15 protein-coding genes and 1 pseudogene are annotated in these 21,335 nt (G+C 41.0%); 14 read left to right on the forward strand and 2 right to left on the reverse strand.

What is annotated here, in order from left to right:
* Positions 1-107: 107 nt before the first annotated feature.
* From P2W73_RS04085 to P2W73_RS04145, 13 genes are all read left to right on the forward strand, one after another.
* On the forward strand, positions 108-782 hold the full coding sequence (locus tag P2W73_RS04085; protein ID WP_276500710.1) for a DUF3823 domain-containing protein: 675 nt from the start codon (positions 108-110) through the stop codon (positions 780-782).
* Positions 783-844: 62 nt separating this feature from the next.
* Entirely contained in the window at positions 845-2,572 is a 1,728-nt protein-coding gene (locus tag P2W73_RS04090; RefSeq protein WP_276500711.1) for a GH39 family glycosyl hydrolase, read from the forward strand.
* Positions 2,573-2,597: 25 nt separating this feature from the next.
* On the forward strand, positions 2,598-4,304 hold the full coding sequence (locus tag P2W73_RS04095; RefSeq protein ID WP_276500712.1) for a GH39 family glycosyl hydrolase: 1,707 nt from the start codon (positions 2,598-2,600) through the stop codon (positions 4,302-4,304).
* 64 nt (positions 4,305-4,368) lie between these two features.
* On the forward strand, positions 4,369-6,261 hold the full coding sequence (locus P2W73_RS04100) for a glycoside hydrolase family 43 protein (protein ID WP_276500713.1): 1,893 nt from the start codon (positions 4,369-4,371) through the stop codon (positions 6,259-6,261).
* Positions 6,262-6,266: 5 nt separating this feature from the next.
* Complete coding sequence (locus P2W73_RS04105) at positions 6,267-6,482, forward strand: hypothetical protein (protein ID WP_276500714.1); 216 nt, start codon at positions 6,267-6,269, stop codon at positions 6,480-6,482.
* Between the two features lie 36 nt (positions 6,483-6,518).
* Entirely contained in the window at positions 6,519-7,721 is a 1,203-nt protein-coding gene (locus tag P2W73_RS04110) for an enolase C-terminal domain-like protein (RefSeq protein ID WP_276500715.1), read from the forward strand.
* A 9-nt stretch (positions 7,722-7,730) separates the two neighbouring features.
* On the forward strand, positions 7,731-8,507 hold the full coding sequence (locus P2W73_RS04115; RefSeq protein ID WP_276500716.1) for an SDR family NAD(P)-dependent oxidoreductase: 777 nt from the start codon (positions 7,731-7,733) through the stop codon (positions 8,505-8,507).
* Positions 8,508-8,629: 122 nt separating this feature from the next.
* The gene (gene araD1, locus P2W73_RS04120) at positions 8,630-9,667 is read left to right on the forward strand and encodes an AraD1 family protein (RefSeq protein ID WP_276500717.1); all 1,038 of its coding nucleotides are present in this window, start codon (positions 8,630-8,632) and stop codon (positions 9,665-9,667) included.
* Positions 9,668-9,687: 20 nt separating this feature from the next.
* Positions 9,688-10,992 (forward strand): MFS transporter, encoded by a 1,305-nt coding sequence (locus P2W73_RS04125; protein ID WP_276500718.1) that lies wholly within the window; start codon positions 9,688-9,690, stop codon positions 10,990-10,992.
* Positions 10,993-11,107: 115 nt separating this feature from the next.
* Positions 11,108-12,712, forward strand: coding sequence for an aldehyde dehydrogenase (NADP(+)) (locus P2W73_RS04130; RefSeq protein WP_276500719.1), 1,605 nt, complete (start codon positions 11,108-11,110; stop codon positions 12,710-12,712).
* 25 nt (positions 12,713-12,737) lie between these two features.
* Positions 12,738-13,775: an outer membrane protein assembly factor BamB family protein gene (locus tag P2W73_RS04135; protein WP_276500720.1), complete on the forward strand. Its 1,038-nt coding sequence runs from the start codon at positions 12,738-12,740 to the stop codon at positions 13,773-13,775.
* 174 nt (positions 13,776-13,949) lie between these two features.
* On the forward strand, positions 13,950-16,139 hold the full coding sequence (locus P2W73_RS04140) for a glycoside hydrolase family 3 C-terminal domain-containing protein (protein WP_276500721.1): 2,190 nt from the start codon (positions 13,950-13,952) through the stop codon (positions 16,137-16,139).
* Between the two features lie 116 nt (positions 16,140-16,255).
* The gene (locus P2W73_RS04145) at positions 16,256-18,004 is read left to right on the forward strand and encodes a PQQ-dependent sugar dehydrogenase (RefSeq protein WP_276500722.1); all 1,749 of its coding nucleotides are present in this window, start codon (positions 16,256-16,258) and stop codon (positions 18,002-18,004) included.
* Between the two features lie 797 nt (positions 18,005-18,801).
* Here P2W73_RS04145 and P2W73_RS04150 read toward each other — a convergent pair.
* Both P2W73_RS04150 and P2W73_RS04155 read right to left on the reverse strand, forming a co-directional pair.
* Positions 18,802-19,278, reverse strand: a complete 477-nt coding sequence (locus P2W73_RS04150) for a GntR family transcriptional regulator (RefSeq protein ID WP_276500731.1) — start codon at positions 19,276-19,278, stop codon at positions 18,802-18,804.
* A gap of 36 nt (positions 19,279-19,314) precedes the next feature.
* Positions 19,315-19,530, reverse strand: a pseudogene (locus P2W73_RS04155) (GntR family transcriptional regulator); the annotation flags it as partial.
* A 225-nt stretch (positions 19,531-19,755) separates the two neighbouring features.
* Between P2W73_RS04155 and P2W73_RS04160 the strand changes: the two are divergent.
* On the forward strand, positions 19,756-21,051 hold the full coding sequence (locus P2W73_RS04160; protein WP_276500723.1) for a glucosidase family protein: 1,296 nt from the start codon (positions 19,756-19,758) through the stop codon (positions 21,049-21,051).
* The last annotated feature ends 284 nt before the right edge of the window (positions 21,052-21,335 follow it).

Below are 21,335 nucleotides of genomic sequence, written 5' to 3' on the forward strand. Positions count from 1 at the left end.
ATTTTAAAATGAAATGAGCCATAAAATTTTCGAGGTAAATTATACCAACCACCGATGAAAATTTTATGGCGAATTCCATGCGGCAAAAAAACAATAAAAATTAACACATGAAACTATATATATATTCCTTATCAGCATTTTTAATCATGCTATTATCAGGTTGTGAAAAAGATAATTTAAAAGAACCCAATTCAACACTTGCCGGTAGAGTTATATACCAGGGGCAACCGTTAGGAGTGAGGTCTTCAGGTGTTCAATTTGAACTTTGGCAACCCGGATTTCAGCTATTCAGCAAGATCCCTCTTAATGTTGCACAGGACGGCAGCTTCTCTGCAGTTCTTGCAGACGGAGATTATAAATTGGTAAGAACGGCAGGGGCCGGTCCATGGGCAGATAATACGGATACCATCAATGTAAGTCTTAATGGATCGGCTAATGTAGATGTACCGGTAGAACCTTACTTTTTAATTAAGAATGCCAGCTTCGAAAAAAATGGGGCAGCAGTAAAGGCTACATTCACTATTGAAATAAATACATCCGTTAAAACGCTGGAATTGGCGAAACTTTATATTGGACCCAACCTGATTGTAGACCAAAATAATAATTCAGCTAATGTACAGGTAACGGCGGCGGCTATCACTTTGGGCCAGCCCGTTACACTCAATGTCAACATTCCTGCAAGCATCGCTAATGATGCGTACATTTTTGCAAGAGTAGGTGTTAAGACAACGGGAGTGGCTGAACTATTGTATACACAGCCTCAAAAGATTCAATTGAAGTAGATAGAAAAAGCTCTTCTCTTATTATTTAAAAAAAAAGTTTTAACTACTAAAAGGAATAAGACATGATTAAAAAATGTTCATTTAAATACAGGGGTATAATTATTGGTATCATTTATAGTTTCCAGTTTTTTACACTGGATGGTTTTGCGCAATCAAACTTGAAAATCCCAAACGGTTCAGCCATTATCAATGTTGATTTGAATAAAAAAATTGGCCCTATGTATCCCGCCTGGGCCTGGTTTGGGTATGATGAACCCAACTACACTTACATGAAGGATGGGAAAAAATTACTTTCTGAAATTTCTGCTTTATCTCCCGTGCCGGTATATGTAAGAACGCATAGTTTACTCGTTACAGGTGATGGAGAAGCAGCTTTGAAATGGGGTTCTACCAATGCGTATACAGAAGATGCGAAGGGTAATCCTATTTATAATTGGACTATCGTTGACAGCATTTTCGATACTTACATACAGCGCGGAATGAAGCCGCTTGCACAAATTGGTTTTATGCCGCAAGCTTTGTCTACCCATCCTGAAACCTACCGCCATCATTGGAAACCGGGCGATCCTTATACAGATATTATAACCGGCTGGGCTTATCCGCCAAAAGATTATAACAAATGGGCGGAGCTGATCTATCAATGGGTAAAACATTCGGTGGAACGCTATGGAAAAAAAGAAGTGGAAAGCTGGTATTGGGAACTTTGGAACGAACCCAACGGTCATTATTGGAAAGCCAGCATGGAAGATTTTTTTAAGTTGTATGATTATACTGCTGATGCGGTAAAGAGGGCTTTACCCACTGCTAAGATGGGTGGTATTAATATTGCCGGAACAGGTGGTAAGGAAGCTCAAAAATGGTTGCATGCTTTTGTGAAACATTGCTTTTCGGAAGTGAATCATGTTACAAAAAAAATTGGTGCGCCTGTTGATGCATTTTTGTTTCATGCAAAAGGTTCGCCACGGTTGGTAGATGGCCATGTCAGAATGAATATGGGAGCGCAATTAAGGGATATTGAAGCCGGTTTTAAACTGGTGGCATCTTATCCGCAGTTAAAAAATATTCCTATTATTATTGGTGAATCAGACCCCGAAGGCTGTGCTGCATGCGGCATGCATACGAATCCTGAAAATGCTTATCGCAATGGAACTATGTATTCCAGCTATACCGCAGCTTCGTTTGCACGAAAATATGCTCTGGCCGATCAATACAAAGTAAATTTTAAAGGTGCTGTTTCCTGGTCGTTTGAGTTTGAGAACCAGCCCTGGTTTTTTGGCTTCAGGGATCTTGCTACCAATGGTGTTGACAAACCGGTGTTGAATGTATTTCGCATGTTTGGCATGATGAAAGGCGATAGAGTTAACGTAACATCAAACCATGGATATGATTTAAGAACAGCGGTGGATTCCAGTTTCCGTAAGTCGTATTCGGATATCAATGGAATGGCTTGTAAAGATGCTGATGCGGCTACAGTAATGTTATGGAACTATCATGATGATGATATAAAAAGCGAAGAAGAACTAGTAACCGTTCGGTTAAAAGGCTTGCCAAATAAACAGGTATTGTTACAGCATTATCGTATAGATAGTACACATAGCAATTCTTATGAAGTATGGAAAAAAATGGGATCACCAAAAAGGCCTTCTGATGAACAAATAGCTGAACTGGAAAAAGCAGGGCAATTACAGTTACTAGGTTCACCACAATGGATAAAACCCAAAAATGGAGAAGCAATGATAAACATGGTCTTGCCACGGCAGGGTGTTTCTTTACTAAAACTAGACTGGTAGGTATTCAGTAAACTCAAAAAAAAAAATGATGTTATACAAAGCGAAATATTTAGCATTAAAAATTTTAGTTTTTGCATCAATAGGATTTGTAAAAGCACAGGATATTGCTAAGCCCGTTATTATACAAGTCGATCTAAATAAAAAATCCAACGAACCCCTAAAACCTATCTGGGCCTGGTTTGGTTATGACGAGCCAAACTATACTTATATGAAGGATGGTAAAAAATTGCTTACAGAAATTTCACAGTTTAGCCCCGTGCCTGTTTTTGTAAGAGCACACAATCTGCTTACAACTGGTGATGGAACTGCAATGCTGAAATGGGGATCAACCAATGCATATACAGAAGATGCTAATGGTAAGCCTATATATTATTGGAAGATTGTTGACAGTATTTTCGACACTTATATTCAACGTGGCATGAAGCCCATTGCACAAATAGGATTTATGCCGGAGGCTTTATCCATCAATCCGCAGTCGGATAGCACTTACACCGATCCTACAAGAGTGAAGCAAAAACATTATACGGGGTGGAATTTTCCGCCTAAGAGCTATGAAAAATTTGCGGAGCTGGTTTATCAATGGGTAAAACATTCAGTGGAACGTTATGGTAAAAAAGAAGTGGAAAGTTGGTATTGGGAACTATGGAATGAACCGGATATTTCCTACTGGAAGGGAACGATGGAAGAGTATATAAAGTTATACGATTACACCGCAGATGCAGCTAAAAGAGCTTTGCCAACGATTCGAATCGGAGGACCTGAGACTACTAACCCGGGAAGCGAAAAAGCCGGTAATTTTCTAAAAACATTTTTGGAGCACGTAGTAAACGGCAAAAATTATGTTACAGGCAAAAAGGGTTCGCCACTTGATTTTATAACTTTCCACGCCAAGGGGCAACCGAGAGTAATTAATGATACTGTATGGATGAATGTAGGCGTACAATTGCGGCATATTGATAAAGGCTTTCAAATTATTTCTTCGTTCCCTACATTGAAAAATTTACCGATCATTATTGGTGAATCAGATCCTGAAGGATGTGCTGCTTGTCCTGCTGATATTTTTCCTAATAATGGTTATAGAAATGGAACGCTTTACTCCAGCTATACTGCTGCTTCTTTTGCAAGGAAATATGATCTGGCAAAAGATAGAGGAGTAAATTTATTAGGTGCCGTAACATGGGCCTTTGAATTTGAGAATCAACCCTGGTTTCGTGGATTCAGAGATCTGGCTACAAACAGTGTTGACAAACCTGTGCTGAATGTTTTTCGCATGTTTGGCCAGATGGACGGTAACAGGGTTCCTGTAATCTCTAACTCGGTTCACAACTTTATTTCTGTGCGTGATTCCAGTGTTCGCAAAAGCGACCCGGATATAAATGGAATAGCTGCAGCAAATAATCGTTCTGCATCTGTGATGATTTGGAACTATCATGATAAAAATGATTTGAATGTGCCGGCTACACCGGTAACAGTTTCTGTCAAAGGCATCCCTTCGAAAATGGTTTTGCTAACGCATTACCGCATCGACCAGGAGCATAGCAATTCTTATACAGCATGGCAAAAGATGGGTTCACCACAAAATCCAACCCCTGCGCAAATTGCAGAATTGGAGAGAGCAGGGCAATTACAAATGCTTGGTTCCCCCGGATGGATAAAGACAAACAATGGTGAGGCACTCATCCAATTCGACTTGCCTCGCCAGGGTGTATCCTTGTTGCAGTTGTCATGGTAAGAAAATGCGTGGTGCAAGCTTTTTAGGCCGTCAGTTAATTCATTAAAACCAGCAACATTTTTTTATGATTCGTATTTCTTCAACAGTATTGTTTTGCCTGCTGGTGCTGCTTGTTCAGCCATTCGTGGCAGTTGCTCAAAATACATTACCCTTACCACCCAAAGCTCCTATCTGGACAGCTGATAACGGTAATGGTACATTCACCAACCCGCTTTTTTTTGATGAGTTCTCTGATCCTGATATGATCAGGGTGGGCGATGATTATTATCTGACCGGAACTACCATGCATGCCATGCCTGGGCTTCCGGTATTACATTCCCGCGACCTCGTAAACTGGGATTTTTTAAGTTATGCAGTGGAGCGTCTCGATCTGGGCCCCGATTTTCGCCTTGAAGGTGGCCGTAACGTTTACGGACAGGGCATTTGGGCGCCTTGTTTCCGCTATCATAACGGTAAATTCTACATCTTCAGTAACGTGAACCGCTTCAATACGCACCTGTTCACCGCCACTAATCCTAAGGGCCCTTGGACGCATACAAAAATGAACAGAAGTTATCATGACTTGTCTGTGCTGTTTGATGATGATGGAAAGATTTATGTAGTGTGGGGATATGATGAGCTTCATATGGCCGAACTGAATGATTCGCTTACCGATGTTAAACCCGGCAGTGAACAAGTGATCGTTTCGAAGGGGAGCGGCGCCGGTGAGGGTTCCCATTTTTATAAGATCAATGGGAAATATTATATCACCAATGCGAACTACGACCCCGTTTGCTACCAGGTATGCCTTCGGGCCGATAAACCTCGCGGACCTTATGAATTAACTGTGATGAGTGCAAAGGAAAGCTTTGGGATAGGTACGGGATGGCGGTTAGCTAATGAACGCAGCACTCCTCCTTTTCAACTGGTGGCTCCGGTTGAAAACTACCTGGGGCGCATGCCCCTGCACCAGGGCGGCATCGTGCAGATACAGTCGGGTGAATGGTGGGGATGGTCAATGATGGGTTATAATTCTGTCGGCAGAATGGTGTGTCTTTCACCTGTTACCTGGCAGGATGGATGGCCCTACTTTGGCTTGCCCGGAAATCTTACACGCAGTCCCCAAACATGGGTGAAGCCAAATACAGGATTCTCTGCAACACCGCATGCACCTTACCGTAGAAGCGATGACTTCTCCTCCGCCAAACTTCAGCCGGTATGGCAATGGAATCATGTGCCTGTTGATGCAAAGTGGTCGCTGAAAGCCAAGAAGGGATACCTGCGGCTCCGTTCGCTGCCGGCAACAGATTTCTGGATGGCAAAAAATACACTCACGCAGCGGGCCATAGGCCCCGAGTCAATTGTAACCGCAGAAGCAGAACTGGGTTCGCTGATGCCTGGGGATGTGGCGGGCCTTGGTCTTTTGAATCTGCCCTATGCCTGGATTGGTGTCGCCAGGAAAGCCGATGGTTTAGAGATACAGCAGTTTGATCAGCAGAGTGGTAAGCTGGCAACGGCAAAACTGAACGGCACACACATCTGGTTCCGGGCGAATTGCAACTTTGATACCGAGAAAGCTATGTTCAGCTACAGCACAGATGGAATAAATTATAACTGGCTGGGTGATGAATATATCATGATATTCCAGGGAAGAACATTCCAGGGAGTACGCTATAGTCTTTTCAACTTTAATACCAATAACACAGATGGTGGTTATGTGGACTATAACTCATTTATAGTAGATGAACCAAGAGCGCATGGTTTAACGAATCCGATTCCTTACGGTAAATTAATTACACTCACTAGCTTGGCCGACAGTACCATACTGGTGAACTGGAAAGGTTTTGTGAGGCCTGTTGCTGCCAATGATAAACTGGCCGGGGGCAATAATTCGAAATTCAGAGTAGTAGATAAAGGGAATGGAAGGATCGCATTGCAATCTATAGCTGACAGCGGTTGGGTAACAGTAAAGGGATAGGAGGGATGGCCGAAGTACGTATTGAGAAGGAGGAAAAGGGCGAATCTTCGCAGTTTCAATGGGAGGACATGCTTCGCGGCGACCTGATGCTAATATCGCTCTATACACACAAATACCTATTTGCCGATCCTAATGCAAAAAGCCTTTGTTCAGCTGATGCGCCGGGAACCCGGCCCGATCGTAAAGACGGCGCCTGTTTTTTATGGACGGTTATCGAATAGACGCTATATCTTTTCTTAAAACATGCAATAACAAATATGAAAATCAAAGCAATCAGAACAAAGTTGTATCAGTGGCAAGGTCCGGTAAAAACAAGCGACACCATATTTGCCACACCATTAAGTGCCTTGCCTTTTCAAAGTGATGCACAGGCTCCTTTCCGTTTTTTTAGTTGGTTAGTGGTTGAAGTAGAAACAGACGAAGGACATGTTGGATATGGAAACGCCGGTTTGTGTCCGGATCTTAGCAAACAAATCATTGATTCAAAACTGTCTACTTTATTGCTGGGTGAAAATCCACTGAATACAGAATATCTCTTTGAAAAAATGTATCGCTCCACAGTAGCCTATGGCAGAAAAGGAGCTGTAATTGCTGCCATCAGTGCTATTGATATCGCCTTGTGGGATATTAAGGGATTGGTGATGAACCAACCGGTGTTCATGCTGTTGGGTGGTCGTACCAAAGAAGCTATTCCCACTTACTATAGCCGTTTGTATACCCGTAACCTCGAAAGCTTACAAGCAGAAGCAGATCATTTTAAAAAAGAAGGATTCACCGGCATGAAGCTGCGTTGTGGTTATCCGATGACGGAAGGAATAAAGGGATTGAAAAAGAATGTGGAGATGGTAAAAGTGGTTCGGGACACAGTGGGTGACGATGTCGACATTATGCTGGAAGCATACATGGGTTTTAATTATCCTTATGCGAAACAGTTGCTAAAAGAAATGGAACCTTATAACCTTCGCTGGGTCGAAGAGTTATTGTTGCCTGATGAAATACACAATTTTGCAAAATTGAAACAGGGCACATCTATTCCACTTTCTGGTGGCGAGCATGAATATACCCGCTATGGATTTCATGATCTTCTGCAAGCTGGTGCACTGGATATTTTTCAATTCGATACCAACCGTGTCGGAGGTTTTACGGAAGCGCAAAAGATATGCAACATGGCACTAGTTCATGGTGTAGAAGTGATTCCCCATGGTGGCCAAATGCATAACCTTCATGTAGTGATGAGTTCTTTTGCTTCTCCGATGGCCGAATATTTTCCACAAACAGAAATTGAAGTGGGTAATGAAATGTTCTGGTATATTTTCGATGGCGAAGCTATCGCAGAAAATGGACAGCTTCAATTGGATGATAACAAACCCGGAATGGGATTAACCTTGAAAAAAGAATATTTAGATCAATTTAAAATTGTCGAACACGAATCTTCTAAACGGGCACGTGTGAACCTGTAAACTTTAATTATGCAAAAAAGAATATTGGATCTTTTTAAACTGAATGGACATATAGCATTAATTGTTGGTGGTAACCGGGGATTAGGCCTTTCGATGGCAAAGGCATTAGCGGAATCAGGAGCATCTATATCTATTGCAGCGAGAGATGAAAAAGAAAATGAAAAAGCTGCTTCTGAAATACGTGGTGATTATAAGGTGGATTGCATCAGCAATTACTGTGATGTTACGAATGAACAAAGTATTAAAGATGTCGTCGCTAAAACACTCAATCACTTTGGAAAGATTGACATTTTGATCAATTCGGCAGGCATTAATATCCGGGGGGCTATTGAAAATTTATCAGCAGCTGATTTTAATCAGGTGCAACAGGTAAATGTTACCGGTTCATGGTTGGCTTGCCGCGAAGTGATGCCGGTAATGAAAAAAAATAAATATGGAAGAATTATCAATATCGGTTCCATGCTTTCGGTAACCGCTATACCTGAGCGAACACCTTATGCCACCAGTAAAGGCGCAATTCTGCAACTAACCCGTTCTTTAGCTATGGAAGTAGCCAATGAAGGAATTACCGTAAATGCTGTATTGCCTGGTCCTTTCGCTACAGATTTGAACCTTCCCTTATTAAACGACCCTGAAAAATATAAAGCCTTTATTGCTAAAGTGCCCATGGGACGTTGGGGTGAGTTATATGAAATCGGCGGCATAGCGTTGTATTTAGCAAGTCCTGCTTCCAGCTATACAACAGGCAGTTGTATTTCTGTAGATGGGGGATGGGTTGCTGTTTAATTTTTTTTACTAAAACAAAAAATGATGAAATGAGCCATAAAATTTTCGAGGTAAATTATACCAACCACCGATGAAAATTTTATGGCGAATTCCATGTGGCAAAAAACAATAAAAATTAACACATGAAAGAAAACATACGGCTGGTGCAGATGGCACATCCAAAGTTGGGAAGAAAAGTAGCGTTGGTGCAGGAACCATCATTGGTTTTATTGAACCATGTTACTTCTGTATATGACCTGGCTTTGGAAGCTATCGATTTGAAAGCGGATATTAAATCCACTATCGAATCACATCTATCCGATTCCAAATTAGAGTACGATGTTGTTTATAAAGGCGATAAAGAGTGGTCTTTATTGCCATCCTTTGATTGTCCTGAAAATCCTTATAGTTGTTTGGTATCCGGTACAGGACTTACACATAAGAATAGTGCCCTCAACCGGCAAATGATGCACCAGGCAGATAAGGGCAGCCTCACTGATAGCATGAAAATGTATCAATGGGGACTGGAAGGCGGACAACCAGCAAACGGAAAAATTGGTGTACAGCCCGAATGGTTTTATAAAGGGACGGGAGCTATTTTAAATGGTCATGGACAAGCGTTGTCTGCACCGGCATATGCTAATGATGGCGGAGAAGAACCTGAAGTAGCAGGTGTTTACATCATTGACAAAATGGGACAACCTTTTCGCATAGGGTTTACAACCGGCAATGAATTTTCGGATCATGTCATGGAGCGAAAAAATTATTTGTACCTGGCGCCTTCCAAATTGCGCAACTGTGCCATAGGACCGGAATTGGTCATTGATCCTGATTTTACAAATTTGAAAGGAACCGTAAGCATCCTTCGAAGCAAGAAAGAGTTTTGGTCGGCTGATATACATACAGGCGAAAAAAATATGGCGCATTCTTTAGCCAATCTGGAGTATCACCATTTCAAATATTCCGATCACCGCCAACCGCTTCAAGCCCATGTTCATTTTTTTGGCGCTGATGCTTTTAGTTTCGGCGGCGGGGTAGAGTTAGAAACAGGTGATGAGATGAAGGTTTACTGGAAAGGCATGGGCCGCCCTTTAATAAATCCAATTGTAATAGAAACAAAGAAAGAAGAACTAATAGAAGTAAAATCTATTCAGGGAATAGCATCCCGGGTATCCTTGTAAAATAATATTGCGCCAGCCATATGAATAATATTTCCGGATCACTAACAGAAAGTAAGCCATTACGAATGCGTTGGATGATGATAGGGTTCGCTTTTTTTGCGACCGTGTTAAATTATGTTCATCGCTTATCGTTTAATTATTTAAGTGCTGATGGTGAGTTGCGTAAACTGATTCCAGATGATGCCTTCGGCTATATCGGAACAGCTTTTTTTATAGCCTATATGTTGTCAAATGCTTTTTCTGGTTTGCTGATTGACAGGTTGGGAACAAGAATCGGTTATTCGCTTTGTATGGCCTTTTGGACAACAGCAGGTCTTTTTCATGCTTTTGCTATCACACCCTTGCAATTTGGGGTCTGCCGTTTTTTATTAGGCATTGGTGAAGCAGGCAACTGGCCGGCTGCCTTAAAACTTACCGGCGAGTGGTTTCCACCTCATGAGCGGTCAACAGCATCAGGAATTTTTAACAGCGGTTCTGCAATCGGTGCTATTATCGTTCCTCCGTTAGTGGCTGTGATGACGATGAGATATGGATGGCAATACACCTTTATCATTCTGGCTCTATTTGGATACTTATGGCTGGCTGTTTTTTGGTTTACCTATTACACACCGGGGCAATCGGCTACAGATTCAAAAGCAAGAGTTATTCCCGCATTCAAGCTGTTAAAAAACAAGTTTGTTTCAAGATTGCTGCTGGCAAAAATTTTTATTGAACCTGTTTGGTATTTTGTAACCTTCTGGATTGGTCGGTACCTCGCCGATGTGCATCATTGGGAATTGAAACAGATCGGATGGTTTGCTATGATCCCTTTTATCATGGCGGATGTCGGCAATATTGTTGGCGGCTATTTTACACAATTCATTATTAAAAAAGGAATGCCTATACCCAAGGCAAGAAGGCTGGCTTTAGCCCTGTCGGGTATACTGATGGCAATGCCTTTGCTATTGGCGCCGTTTATTGTCACTACTCCGATGTCCGGCCTTATCGTTTTTGGGTTGTCGGGCTTTGGCTACACATCTTATACTGCCAATGCATTAGCTCTTACAGCGGACGTGGTTCCTAAAAGCGCATCCGCTTCCGCCTGGGGCCTGGCTTGCATCGGTAATGGTATTGGCGGCGCTATTTTCCAGGCATTATCCGGAATAACCCTGAAATCATTTTCAGCATCAGCAGGATACGTGGGTGCTTACAATATTTTATTTCTTGGCTTTGGTGTTTTGGTAGTGATTGGCATTTTGATTTTACTTTTTTTATCAGGCCCCTTTGTAAAAAATAAAGAATTGTATGAACATGCTGAGGGTAAAAAACAATTGGAAGCAGTTTAGATATTAATGAATGGAGCCACAGAGAAACAAAGAACACAGGGTAACGCAGGGGGGATTTCTCTGTTTACTGTCTCCCGGTCTCCTTGATTTAAAAAATAAAAAAAAGTTTAAAGTTATGACAACAACAATAACGGGTTCAAACATTACGGGATTTGTTGGTAGTAAAAAAGGCAGTAAATCCTTTCAGGCCTTTTCTACATTAACGAACCAATATTTAGATGGTGATTTTTATTATGCTACAGAAGAAGAGTTGGAACATGCATTACAATTAGCTCAGAAAGCATTTACTGTTTATCAAAAAACATCCTTTAAAAAACGGGCTGCTTTTCTGGATGCTATTGCTGATGAAATAATGGCATTGGGTGAAGTATTGATCGAACGTTGTGTAGCGGAAACAGCTTTGCCCGCAGCCCGTATCATTGGCGAAAGAGGACGCACCTGCAATCAATTAAAAATGTTTGCTCAATTATTGAGAGATGGTTGGTGGGTCGATGCCCGCATTGATACTGCACAGCCGCAGCGTCAACCTCTTCCCAAACCGGACATACGAAGAATTCTTATTCCTATTGGTCCCGTAGCAGTTTTTGGTGCTTCTAATTTTCCCTTGGCTTTTTCAACTGCTGGCGGAGATACTGCTTCGGCTTTAGCGGCGGGATGCCCGGTGATCATAAAAGCGCATTCATCACATCCCGGTACAAACGAATTAATTTCTTCAGCCATTATCAAGGCAGCCCAAAAAACCGGCATACCCGAAGGTGTTTTTTCATCCGTATATCTTTCGCATGCTGATGTGATAAAATTCGTGCAGCATCCGGGAATAAAAGCAGTTGGGTTTACCGGTTCAAGAGATGTGGGAATGCGTTTGTTCCATGCTGCTGCATCACGACCTGATCCAATTCCTGTGTATGCGGAAATGAGTGCTGTCAATCCTGTTGTTTTATTGGAAGGAGCCCTAAAAACAAAAGCAGAAAAAATAGCTAAAGACCTGGCCGCATCGATAACGTTGGGTGTAGGTCAGGTTTGTTCCAATCCGGGGTTGGTATTGATGATCGATAGTGATACTTCAAAGAAATTTTTACAGGCCCTTGCTCAGGAAATCGCTGCAACTTCACCCGCCACTATGTTGAACAGAAATATTTGCAAGGCTTATGAAGAAGGGGTAAAGTTTCGGCAAGCTGAAAAGGAAGTTGTAGTATTAGCTAAATCCGTTAAGGAAGCAGACAATGAAAAATACGAAGCACAACCTGTGGTGCATACTATTAGTGCTGCCAATTTTTTGGAGAACAAAAATTTATCAGGAGAAATATTCGGGCCGGCATCATTGGTTGTTTTGTGTAAAACAGAAACAGAATTACAGGCAGTGTTGCAATCTTTAGAAGGCCAGTTAACAGCAACTGTGCATGCTACGGATACAGATGAAAAAACATTGCGGCCGGTAGTGGAGATCATTACACAAAAATCAGGACGAATAATTTATGGAGCTTATCCAACCGGTGTAGAAGTATGTCATTCCATGCAACACGGCGGGCCTTTTCCTTCTACTACCGATGGCCGCACTACATCGGTTGGTACCGCAGCTATCTATCGCTTTGTGCGTCCTGTTGCATTTCAGGATTTTCCTGATCAATTATTGCCTGAGGCTTTACAGAACAGCAATCCCTTAAACATCCTAAGGCTGGTTGATGCGAAATGGACAAATGAGCCTGTTATGAAAAATTAATACTTCGTTTATAATATTTGATTACATGATAACTATGTTCCGGTTAAACTACATATTACTCCTCGGAAGTTTTTTGTTTACAGCCATCTGTTTTGCACAAGGCAAAACGTATACTGACAGTATAAGTCCCATTCGAAAACCATTACCCGGTTTGGGTTTGCAGCAACATGATTTTTTGTATACAGGAGAATGGGATTATCGCAAACCGGTGCAAACTATTTACATCCTACGCAAAGGAAAAATAGTCTGGAGTCATGATATTCCATTTCATGATCCTGCAACAGGCGAGATGGAAGAATTGGGCGATGCTACCATGCGGCCCAATGGAAATATTGCATTTTGCCGGAAGACCGGCGCCAGCGAAATAACACCCGATAAAAAAATGATCTGGAATTATGAAGCTCCAAAAGGCACGGAGATCCATTCGGTAGAACCAATCGGCACCGATAAAATTTTAATGGTGATAAACGGGGCCCCTGCAATTATAAAACTGATTAACATTAAAACCGGTCAGACAGAAAAAGAATTGACACTTCCCACAGGTAGTCCTAAGCCGCATGGACAGTTCCGTCGGGTTCGCATGACGAAGGCAGGTACTCTTCTTGCTGCTCACATGGATGCAGGTAAGGTTTCTGAATACGATTGGAGTGGAAAAGAAATCTGGTCGATAAATGTAAAATCGCCATGGTTGGCTACCCGCTTAAAGAATGGGAATACACTTATCACCAGTAATCATGGTTTTGTTATCGAAGTAAACAAAAACGGTGAAACTGTTTGGGAAGTGAACCAGAACGATCTGCGTGATTTCAAACTATACATTCCGCAAGTCGCAGTAAGATTAGCCAATGGCAACACTGTTATTACAAACTGGTGTCCCAATGGTATTAAGAAACCCGAAGACTGGCCCGGTTCAGTACAAATTTTAGAAGTAACACGAGATAAAAAATTGGTATGGGCATTGAGCCAATGGTCCGATCCGGATTTGGGGCCTGCTTCTTCTTTCCAGCTTTTGGATGAACCTACTATTAAAAAAAGCAAGGGCTATTTGAAACGCTACAAATAAGATTCAGTCAATTCATTTTTTTCCATTTTCATAAATGTTGTTCAAAAACTAAATGTCATTTAAAAAAAATGGATTGGTAAAGTGATGGCGTCATGATAAGAGATTTCATAAACATTGAATCCAATGCGCAGAATTATTTTGAAAAAGTCAATTATTAAATATTAAAACTATAAAATGAAAATTGTTCAGCGGATAACAAGCATCATTTTTCTGGTTGCTTTCCAGGGTAATCTGTTTGCGCAAACATCAGCAAAGGAGATAGCGTCTTATCTTGATCCCGGCCAGCCTGTTGAAAAACGGGTGGAAGATTTGATTTCCCGGTTAACTATAGAAGAGAAGGCCATCCTCCTGAATCACAAGGGGCCGGTTGTGGAACGCTTTTCTATTAAGTCGGATAATTGGAACCAATGCTTGCACGGTGTAGTGTGGAATAAACCCACAACCATGTTCCCTGTTTCCATTGCTATGGCAGCCACCTGGAACACGAAGCTGATTAATGAAGTAGCTACAGCGATTTCAGATGAAGCCCGTGCCATTTATAATGGATGGCACCAGGATTCAAATTTTCAAGGTGATAAGAAAGGCCTGATATACCGGGCCCCTGTTATTAATATTAGCCGTAACCCGTATTGGGGTCGTATCAACGAGTGTTATGGCGAAGATCCTTTCTTAACCGGACGAATAGGAGTTGCTTTCATCAAAGGTCTCCAGGGAACTGATCCTAAATACCTGAAGCTGGCGGCTACTCTCAAGCATTATGCGGTTAATAATGTAGAAAGAGATAGAATGAAATTGTCAAGTACGGTAAGCGAACGGATGTTGCATGAGTTCTGGCTTCCGCATTTTCGCGATTGTATTGTAGAAGGTGGCGCCCATTCAGTGATGGCATCTTATAATGCTATCAATGGAGTTCCCAACAACATCAATAAAATGCTTTTGACGGATATACTGAAAAAACAATGGGGATTCAAGGGTTTTGTGGTTTCAGATTTAGGTGGGGTAAATACAATGGTTAAAGGCCATGAAAAAGGAAAGATGAGTTTTGAAGAAGCCGTAGCCAAATCAATAATTGCCGGTTGTGATTTTTCTGACAAGGAGTTTATGGAGTATATACCGGCTGCGGTTAAAAACGGGCTGTTGTCAGAAGCTCAATTGAACGAAGCACTATTTCGTGTTTTGCGTACCCGTTTTTTATTAGGTGAATTTGATTCGCAAACTCTTGTGCCCTATAGCAAAATTCCTCTTTCTGTTATTGGAAGCGAAGCACATCGTGAACTGGCTTTAAAAACAGCACAGGAAGCGATTGTGTTGTTGAGCAACAAAAACAATGAGTTGCCTTTGGATAAAACAAAAATCAAAACGATTGCTGTTATCGGCCCTCATGCTAATGTGTTTACCGCTGGTGGTTATAGTGGTAAAGCAAAAGATCCAGTAACTCCTTTACAGGGAATAAAAAACAGGATGCAGCCCGGAACGGAAATATTGTTTGTAGCAGGTGGTCAGATTGCCCCATCAAAAGATAGTACGGCTGCGCCTTTTAACAAAGAGGAAGAACTGAAAAAAGCTATTGAAGCGGCGAAAAAAGCAGATGTAGTGATACTGTATGTTGGTACTTCTTTGGCTATTGAAGCAGAAGGAAGGGATCGTACTTCACTCACGTTGCCAGGTAACCAGGAGGAACTGGTGAAAGCAGTACTCGCTGTTAATCCCCGTTCCATCATTGTAGAAATGAATGCAGGCCCGCTTACTATTCCTGAAATAAAAGAAAAAGCACCTGCTATTTTAGAAGCCTGGTGGTTAGGAGAAGAAGGCGGTAATGCGATTGCTGATGTACTTTTTGGAAATGTAAATCCCGGTGGTAAACTTCCATTAACTGTATATGCATCCGAAGAGCAAGTGCCTTCTGTAGATGAATATGATGTAACAAAAGGGTTTACCTATATGTATCTGCAGGGTAAACCACTCTTTGCATTTGGTCATGGTTTAAGCTACACAACTTTTACTTACAGTGATTTGAAAATTGCGTCAAAAAAGATCAAGGCGAATGGAAAAATTACAATGAGTGTTACTGTAAAAAATACAGGTAAAAGAAAAGGCGACGAAGTGGTGCAGCTTTATGTACATGATGTAGCCAGCAGTGTAAAACGGCCTTCAAAAGAATTAAGAGGGTTTGAAAGAATCAGTTTAAATCCTGGGGAAACGAAAACAGTAAAGTTTGAAGTGCCTGCAGAAAAACTTGCATTCTATGATGAGAAGACGCATCGTTTTGTAGTAGAGCCTGGCTTCTTTGATATCATGGTGGGCAGTTCTTCTGAAGATACCAGGTTGAAGGATAAAATTGAGGTAGTTGATGGCGGTAAATAAAGCGGTGCTGAAGGAATAGAAGCATCATTTCTATTCTTTCGGCCATTTACCAGGTATACAGAATTATGTTATTCCGCAGTTTAAAAATTTTTACTCTATAAAAATCAATCACGTTAATGAATCTTATGGTTAAGGAAAAGGAAATGATTTCGTCAAAGAACAATTTATTGGCAACCATTTTTCTATTATTGCTTTTGCCTTTTAAAGGCACAACACAAACCACATCCTCTGACAGTACGGGCTTAAAATTACCTCCGGGTTTTTCAGCAGTTGTGTTGGCGGAAAATCTCGGTAAGACAAGACATTTGCTGGTTACGCCTCAAAACGATATTTATGTGCGGTTGGCCCGACCGGTCAATGGAAAAGGCACACTGCTGTTGCATGAAGAAGATGGAAAAGCTAAGGTGAAATTTGGCTTTGGTAATTATGGTGGTACCGGCGTTTATCTGCGGGATGGTTATTTGTATACTTCTTCTAACTCGGAGATCTTTCGTTATAAAGTAGATGCCAACAATGAAGTCGATACCAACTCTGTTGAACGGATTGTTACTGGTTTGGTAGACAAAGGCACACATGAAACGAAATCCATTATGATGGATGGAGAAGGAAATATGTATATACCCATTGGCTGTCCTACCAACTCCTGCCAGGAAAAAGACCGGCAGAAAGGATCTTTGGGAATAGCAGGCTGCCCGCTATTGGAAACAAGCGGTGGTGTATGGATGTTTAAACGGGATAAAAAAGACCAGACCTATGCCGATGGTATCCGCTATGCAACCGGACTTCGCAATGTAGTGGCAGTGGATTGGAATTATGAAAGCAACAAACTCTTTGTTATGCAGCACGGGAGAGATCAGCTCAATTTTATTTTCCCCGATCTTTTTACAACAAAGGATAATGCAGAAATACCGGCGGAGTGTATGTATGCACTGAACAAGGATGATAATGCAGGCTGGCCTTTTATCTATTATGATCGCTTGCAAAAAAAGAAAATAATGGCGCCTGAATATGGAGGGGATGGGAAAAAAGAAGGAAGCAGTGAATATATTGATCCGGCTGCTGCTTATCCCGCCCATATGGCTCCTAATGGATTATTGTTCTATACCGGCAACCAGTTTCCCGCAAAGTATAAGAACGGAGCCTTTATTGCATTTCATGGATCATGGAATCGTTCTCCCGAACCGCAGGCAGGTTATTTCGTAGTGTTTCAACCTTTCAAAAATGGAATGCCATCTGGTGATTGGGAAGTGTTCGCCGATAATTTTTCCGGCTCACCGGAAAAGACTGCTTCCGGCCGTGGCAATCACCGTCCTTGCGGACTGGCACAAGGCCCTGATGGTTCTTTATATGTTACTGACGATGTGAAAGGGACGATCTTTAAAATCTCCTACAATAAAAAAGATAGCGTAGTTAAAAAAATAGCTGCCAAATCATTAAGTACAAAACAGGCAACAACAGTTAAGAAAACAGCAACTCCTGCCTCAACAAAGATCAGTGCAACAACCAAACCTGTTGTAAAAGCTGTACCAGTTTCAAAAGGAAGCATGAGTGCTGGTAAAGCGATTTACATGCAGAGTTGTGTTACCTGTCACCAGGTAGACGGGGGTGGAGTAGGCAATCTGAATCCACCAATCATTAAAAACAGTTATGTTCTGGGTAATAAAACCCGTCTAATTAATGTGGTATTGAAAGGGCTGAGCCAGCAGGATGTAGATGGAGAAAAATATAGTAATGCTATGCCGCCACTGAATTATTTCACTGATCAACAAGTTGCCGATGTGCTTACTTATGTACGCAATAGTTTTGGAAATAAAGCAAGTGCAATAACAGCGGAAGAGGTGAAAAAAGCGAGAGGGAAGAAATAAAAGTTTTAGATTTTAAAAAGCATTTGAAATATGGGATCAAACTCGAATTGTACTAATAAGGAAGAGATTAATAAATCAAAAAGATAAAACATGTACTTCAAGTTAATGTACGCTACATTCTTTTTATTTTTCAGCACCTTTTCGTATGCACAAAAGTCTTCTGCTAAAATTCAAAAGCTGAAGGATAATCATACAATAACTGAAAAAATAAATACCTTCACCAAACCGCTTTTTTATGAATATTATAGCTTAATACGGCAACAAAAGACGTTACAACTGTAACAGAACAATCAGTTGTATTTGATGAAGACTATTTCAGCATCTCCCAATCAACCCTCTCGTTCAGTATTATTGTGCATAGTAGCAACAAAAAGGAAAAGATTGCAGTTAGAATAGTTGGTGTATTGGGAAGAGTTATTGAGAATAAAAATTTAATTACTGAGGGACAAACCTTCAAGCATGCATTTATCTGGTAAATAATATGTTCATATGTACAAACATATTATTAAATTTGATTTTTGGCAAAAATATATTCTTCTAAGCCCTCAAGGGTGTTGGTGGGAGGAGTGTAAGATGAAATGAAATTGTTAAGCTGGAATGTTTACCGGCAAGGTGAAGTTGATGGAAGAAATTCAAAGGCCTTCCCTAAAATGTAGGGTAAGTAAATTGAAGTGAACGAAAAATTTGATTATTGGTTTATGCTGCTAAAAAATAGAAGTTTGATTTTGAAGCAATCTATTGCAACCTGTTATACAAGAAATAAAAGACTTCCAGCAATTCTGATAGAAATGGCTTTCTTATTCTCTCCTGCTTTCAATTGTATAGATAAAACTATCGGCTCTGTAGAAGCCTAAATTATATTCTATCGGACGTTCTGCCTGGTCAAAAACAAACCTTTTTCTAAGTAAGACTGGGCTTTCTAAGTCAAGTTGTAATTTACCTGTTAAAAATTTGTCGGCAGCTCTTGCACTGATTTCTTCTTTGGAAAGATTTGCCAGAACCTGATAATCCTTTTCCAGAATTTCATATAATGGTCTTTTGAAATCTTCTTCCCCTGTAAGTCCGATCCGCGGATGGAAAAAAGAGACAAAGTAAACAAATGGTACTTCCGGTCGTCCCCTTAATCTTTCTAACCTTAACACTTTCTTGTTTCCCCGTATTTCAAAAAAATTGGCTACAGTTTCTTCAGGTTTGACCCAGCTTAGGTTAAGCTCAAAATTTTTAATTGGTATTCCCCGTACAGCCATTTCCTGCGAAAAGCTCAGCCAATTCAAAGCTTTTGAGCTTACTGTGTTGTTAACCTTAGTGCCAAAGCGTTTTTTTCTTACCAGCAGACCTTCATATACCAGTTTATTAACTGCCTGTCTCAACGTTCCCCTGGAAATATTAAGCTTTTTGGCAAGCTCGATTTCATTGGGCAGGTGTTTGCCTTTCTGGTACTGTGGCTGTTTAATAATCCTTCTAAGGAGTTCCTCTGTCTGAATGTGCAACGGGATAGGGCTCTTATGGTCTAGTGTAAAGGTCATACGTATCTATAAAGGCAAAATATTACTTTTTTTGGAGCAGTTTGATAAAAGTAAATCGTGCCGGTAAAAATAATCAAAAATCTTAGATTATATGTATAAATGTATATACATTTGATAAATGAGTTTTGTTGATTTTGTTATAGAAGTTTTATTGGAGCGCATAAATAGGTTCATCCCGGGTTTCCACTAAAACAAAGAGGTCAAGGTTTTTTTAAAATGAAATGTATGAAAATGAAGAGAAGCACTTCTCTGTTGTTATTTCTGTCTGTTGCATTTATAACTGCCGCACAGGTAAAGAAACCAGGCAACGAGTCACTTGCTGAAAAGATCAGGAGCAATCAATACTTCGCCTTTGTAAAAACCAAGGCACTGGAAGTAATGAAAACAGGTTTTAATGCAGGCGATGGATATCGGGAAGTGTGGATTCGTGATTACAACACATTTATTGAACTGGCTGCACAGGTGAATCCAAAAGAAGTGTTGAAAGAAAACCTGTTGGTGTTTTTCAGGATGCAGGGCGATGACGGGAATATTATAGACGGATTTACGCCAATTGAAAAAGTGGGTGCTGTTGCGTATGATTTTTCATATTCAAAATTAGAGACTCGTTACGCCGCCCATAAAAATACGGTAGAAACCGATCAGGAAACATCATTGGTACAAGCAGTTTACAAATACATTCAACTTACAGGCGATAAAACAATTTTAAATGAAAAGGTTGGTGATAAAACGGTAAGTGAAAGATTGGTGTGGGCGATGGAGTTTTTGATGAACCACCGGTTTAATGAGCAATACGGATTGATCATTGGCGCTACCACTGCTGATTGGGGCGATGTGCAACCGGAGCATGGCTGGGGCGTAGACCTGGATAACAATACGCATCCTGCAATTGATATTTATGATAATGCCATGTTGATTGTTGCGTTGAACAATTTGATGGAAATAGATCCTTCCACCAAACAGAAATGGAATAAGATAAAAAAGCGTATTGCTAAAAACTGCAGAAAGTATTTGTGGGATAACAAACAGCAAAAATTTATTCCGCATATCTACCTGAAAGGTTCGCCTTTCCCCGCCGATTTTGATGAGAATAAAATTTATTATTTCGGTGGAACTGCTGTTGCTATTGAAGCCGGGTTATTAAGCAGGCAGGAAATAAAAACATCACTGGAAGAGATGAAAAAAAGAGTGCAGCAGGCTGGTGCGGCTTCCATTGGGCTTACGCTTTATCCTCCTTATCCAGAAGGTTACTTCGTTAATAAAATTATGAATCCTGTTTACAGTTACCAGAATGGTGGCGACTGGACATGGTTTGGTGCCAGGATGATTCAGCAGTTAGTGAAATACGGGTTTACAGAAGATGCGTATGAACAAATACAACCGATGGTAAAACGTGTACAGGATAATAAAGGTTTTTATGAATGGTACTCGGTTGATAACAAGCCACGGGGTTCCGGCACTTTCAGGGGCGAAGCCGGGGTGTTATATACAGCGATTGTGATGATGGAACAATTGAAGTAGTAAAGTTCATTTCCATTGTGTATAAGGCTGTCTGCATTGACGCTATCAACCGTTATTAGTAAACATCGGGCAGTTGTCGGGGAAATCAACGTTGCGTGTGGAAGTAGATGGCGAGGATGTATTTGCGGAAGTGGTTGATAAAGGGAACTACGTATTAGATAAACTCCAGCAAGGCTACATAACTCATCAGGTGAAGCCGTATAACAGTAATCATATTGGCAAATGATTTCTTTGTAGCAGCCTTTTTTCTTATTACCACCATTAGTAACTGCGCTATCAGCACG

Origin of the sequence: Terrimonas pollutisoli, assembly GCF_029360765.1 — a bacterium.
Taxonomy (GTDB): Bacteria; Bacteroidota; Bacteroidia; order Chitinophagales; family Chitinophagaceae; genus Terrimonas_B; species Terrimonas_B pollutisoli.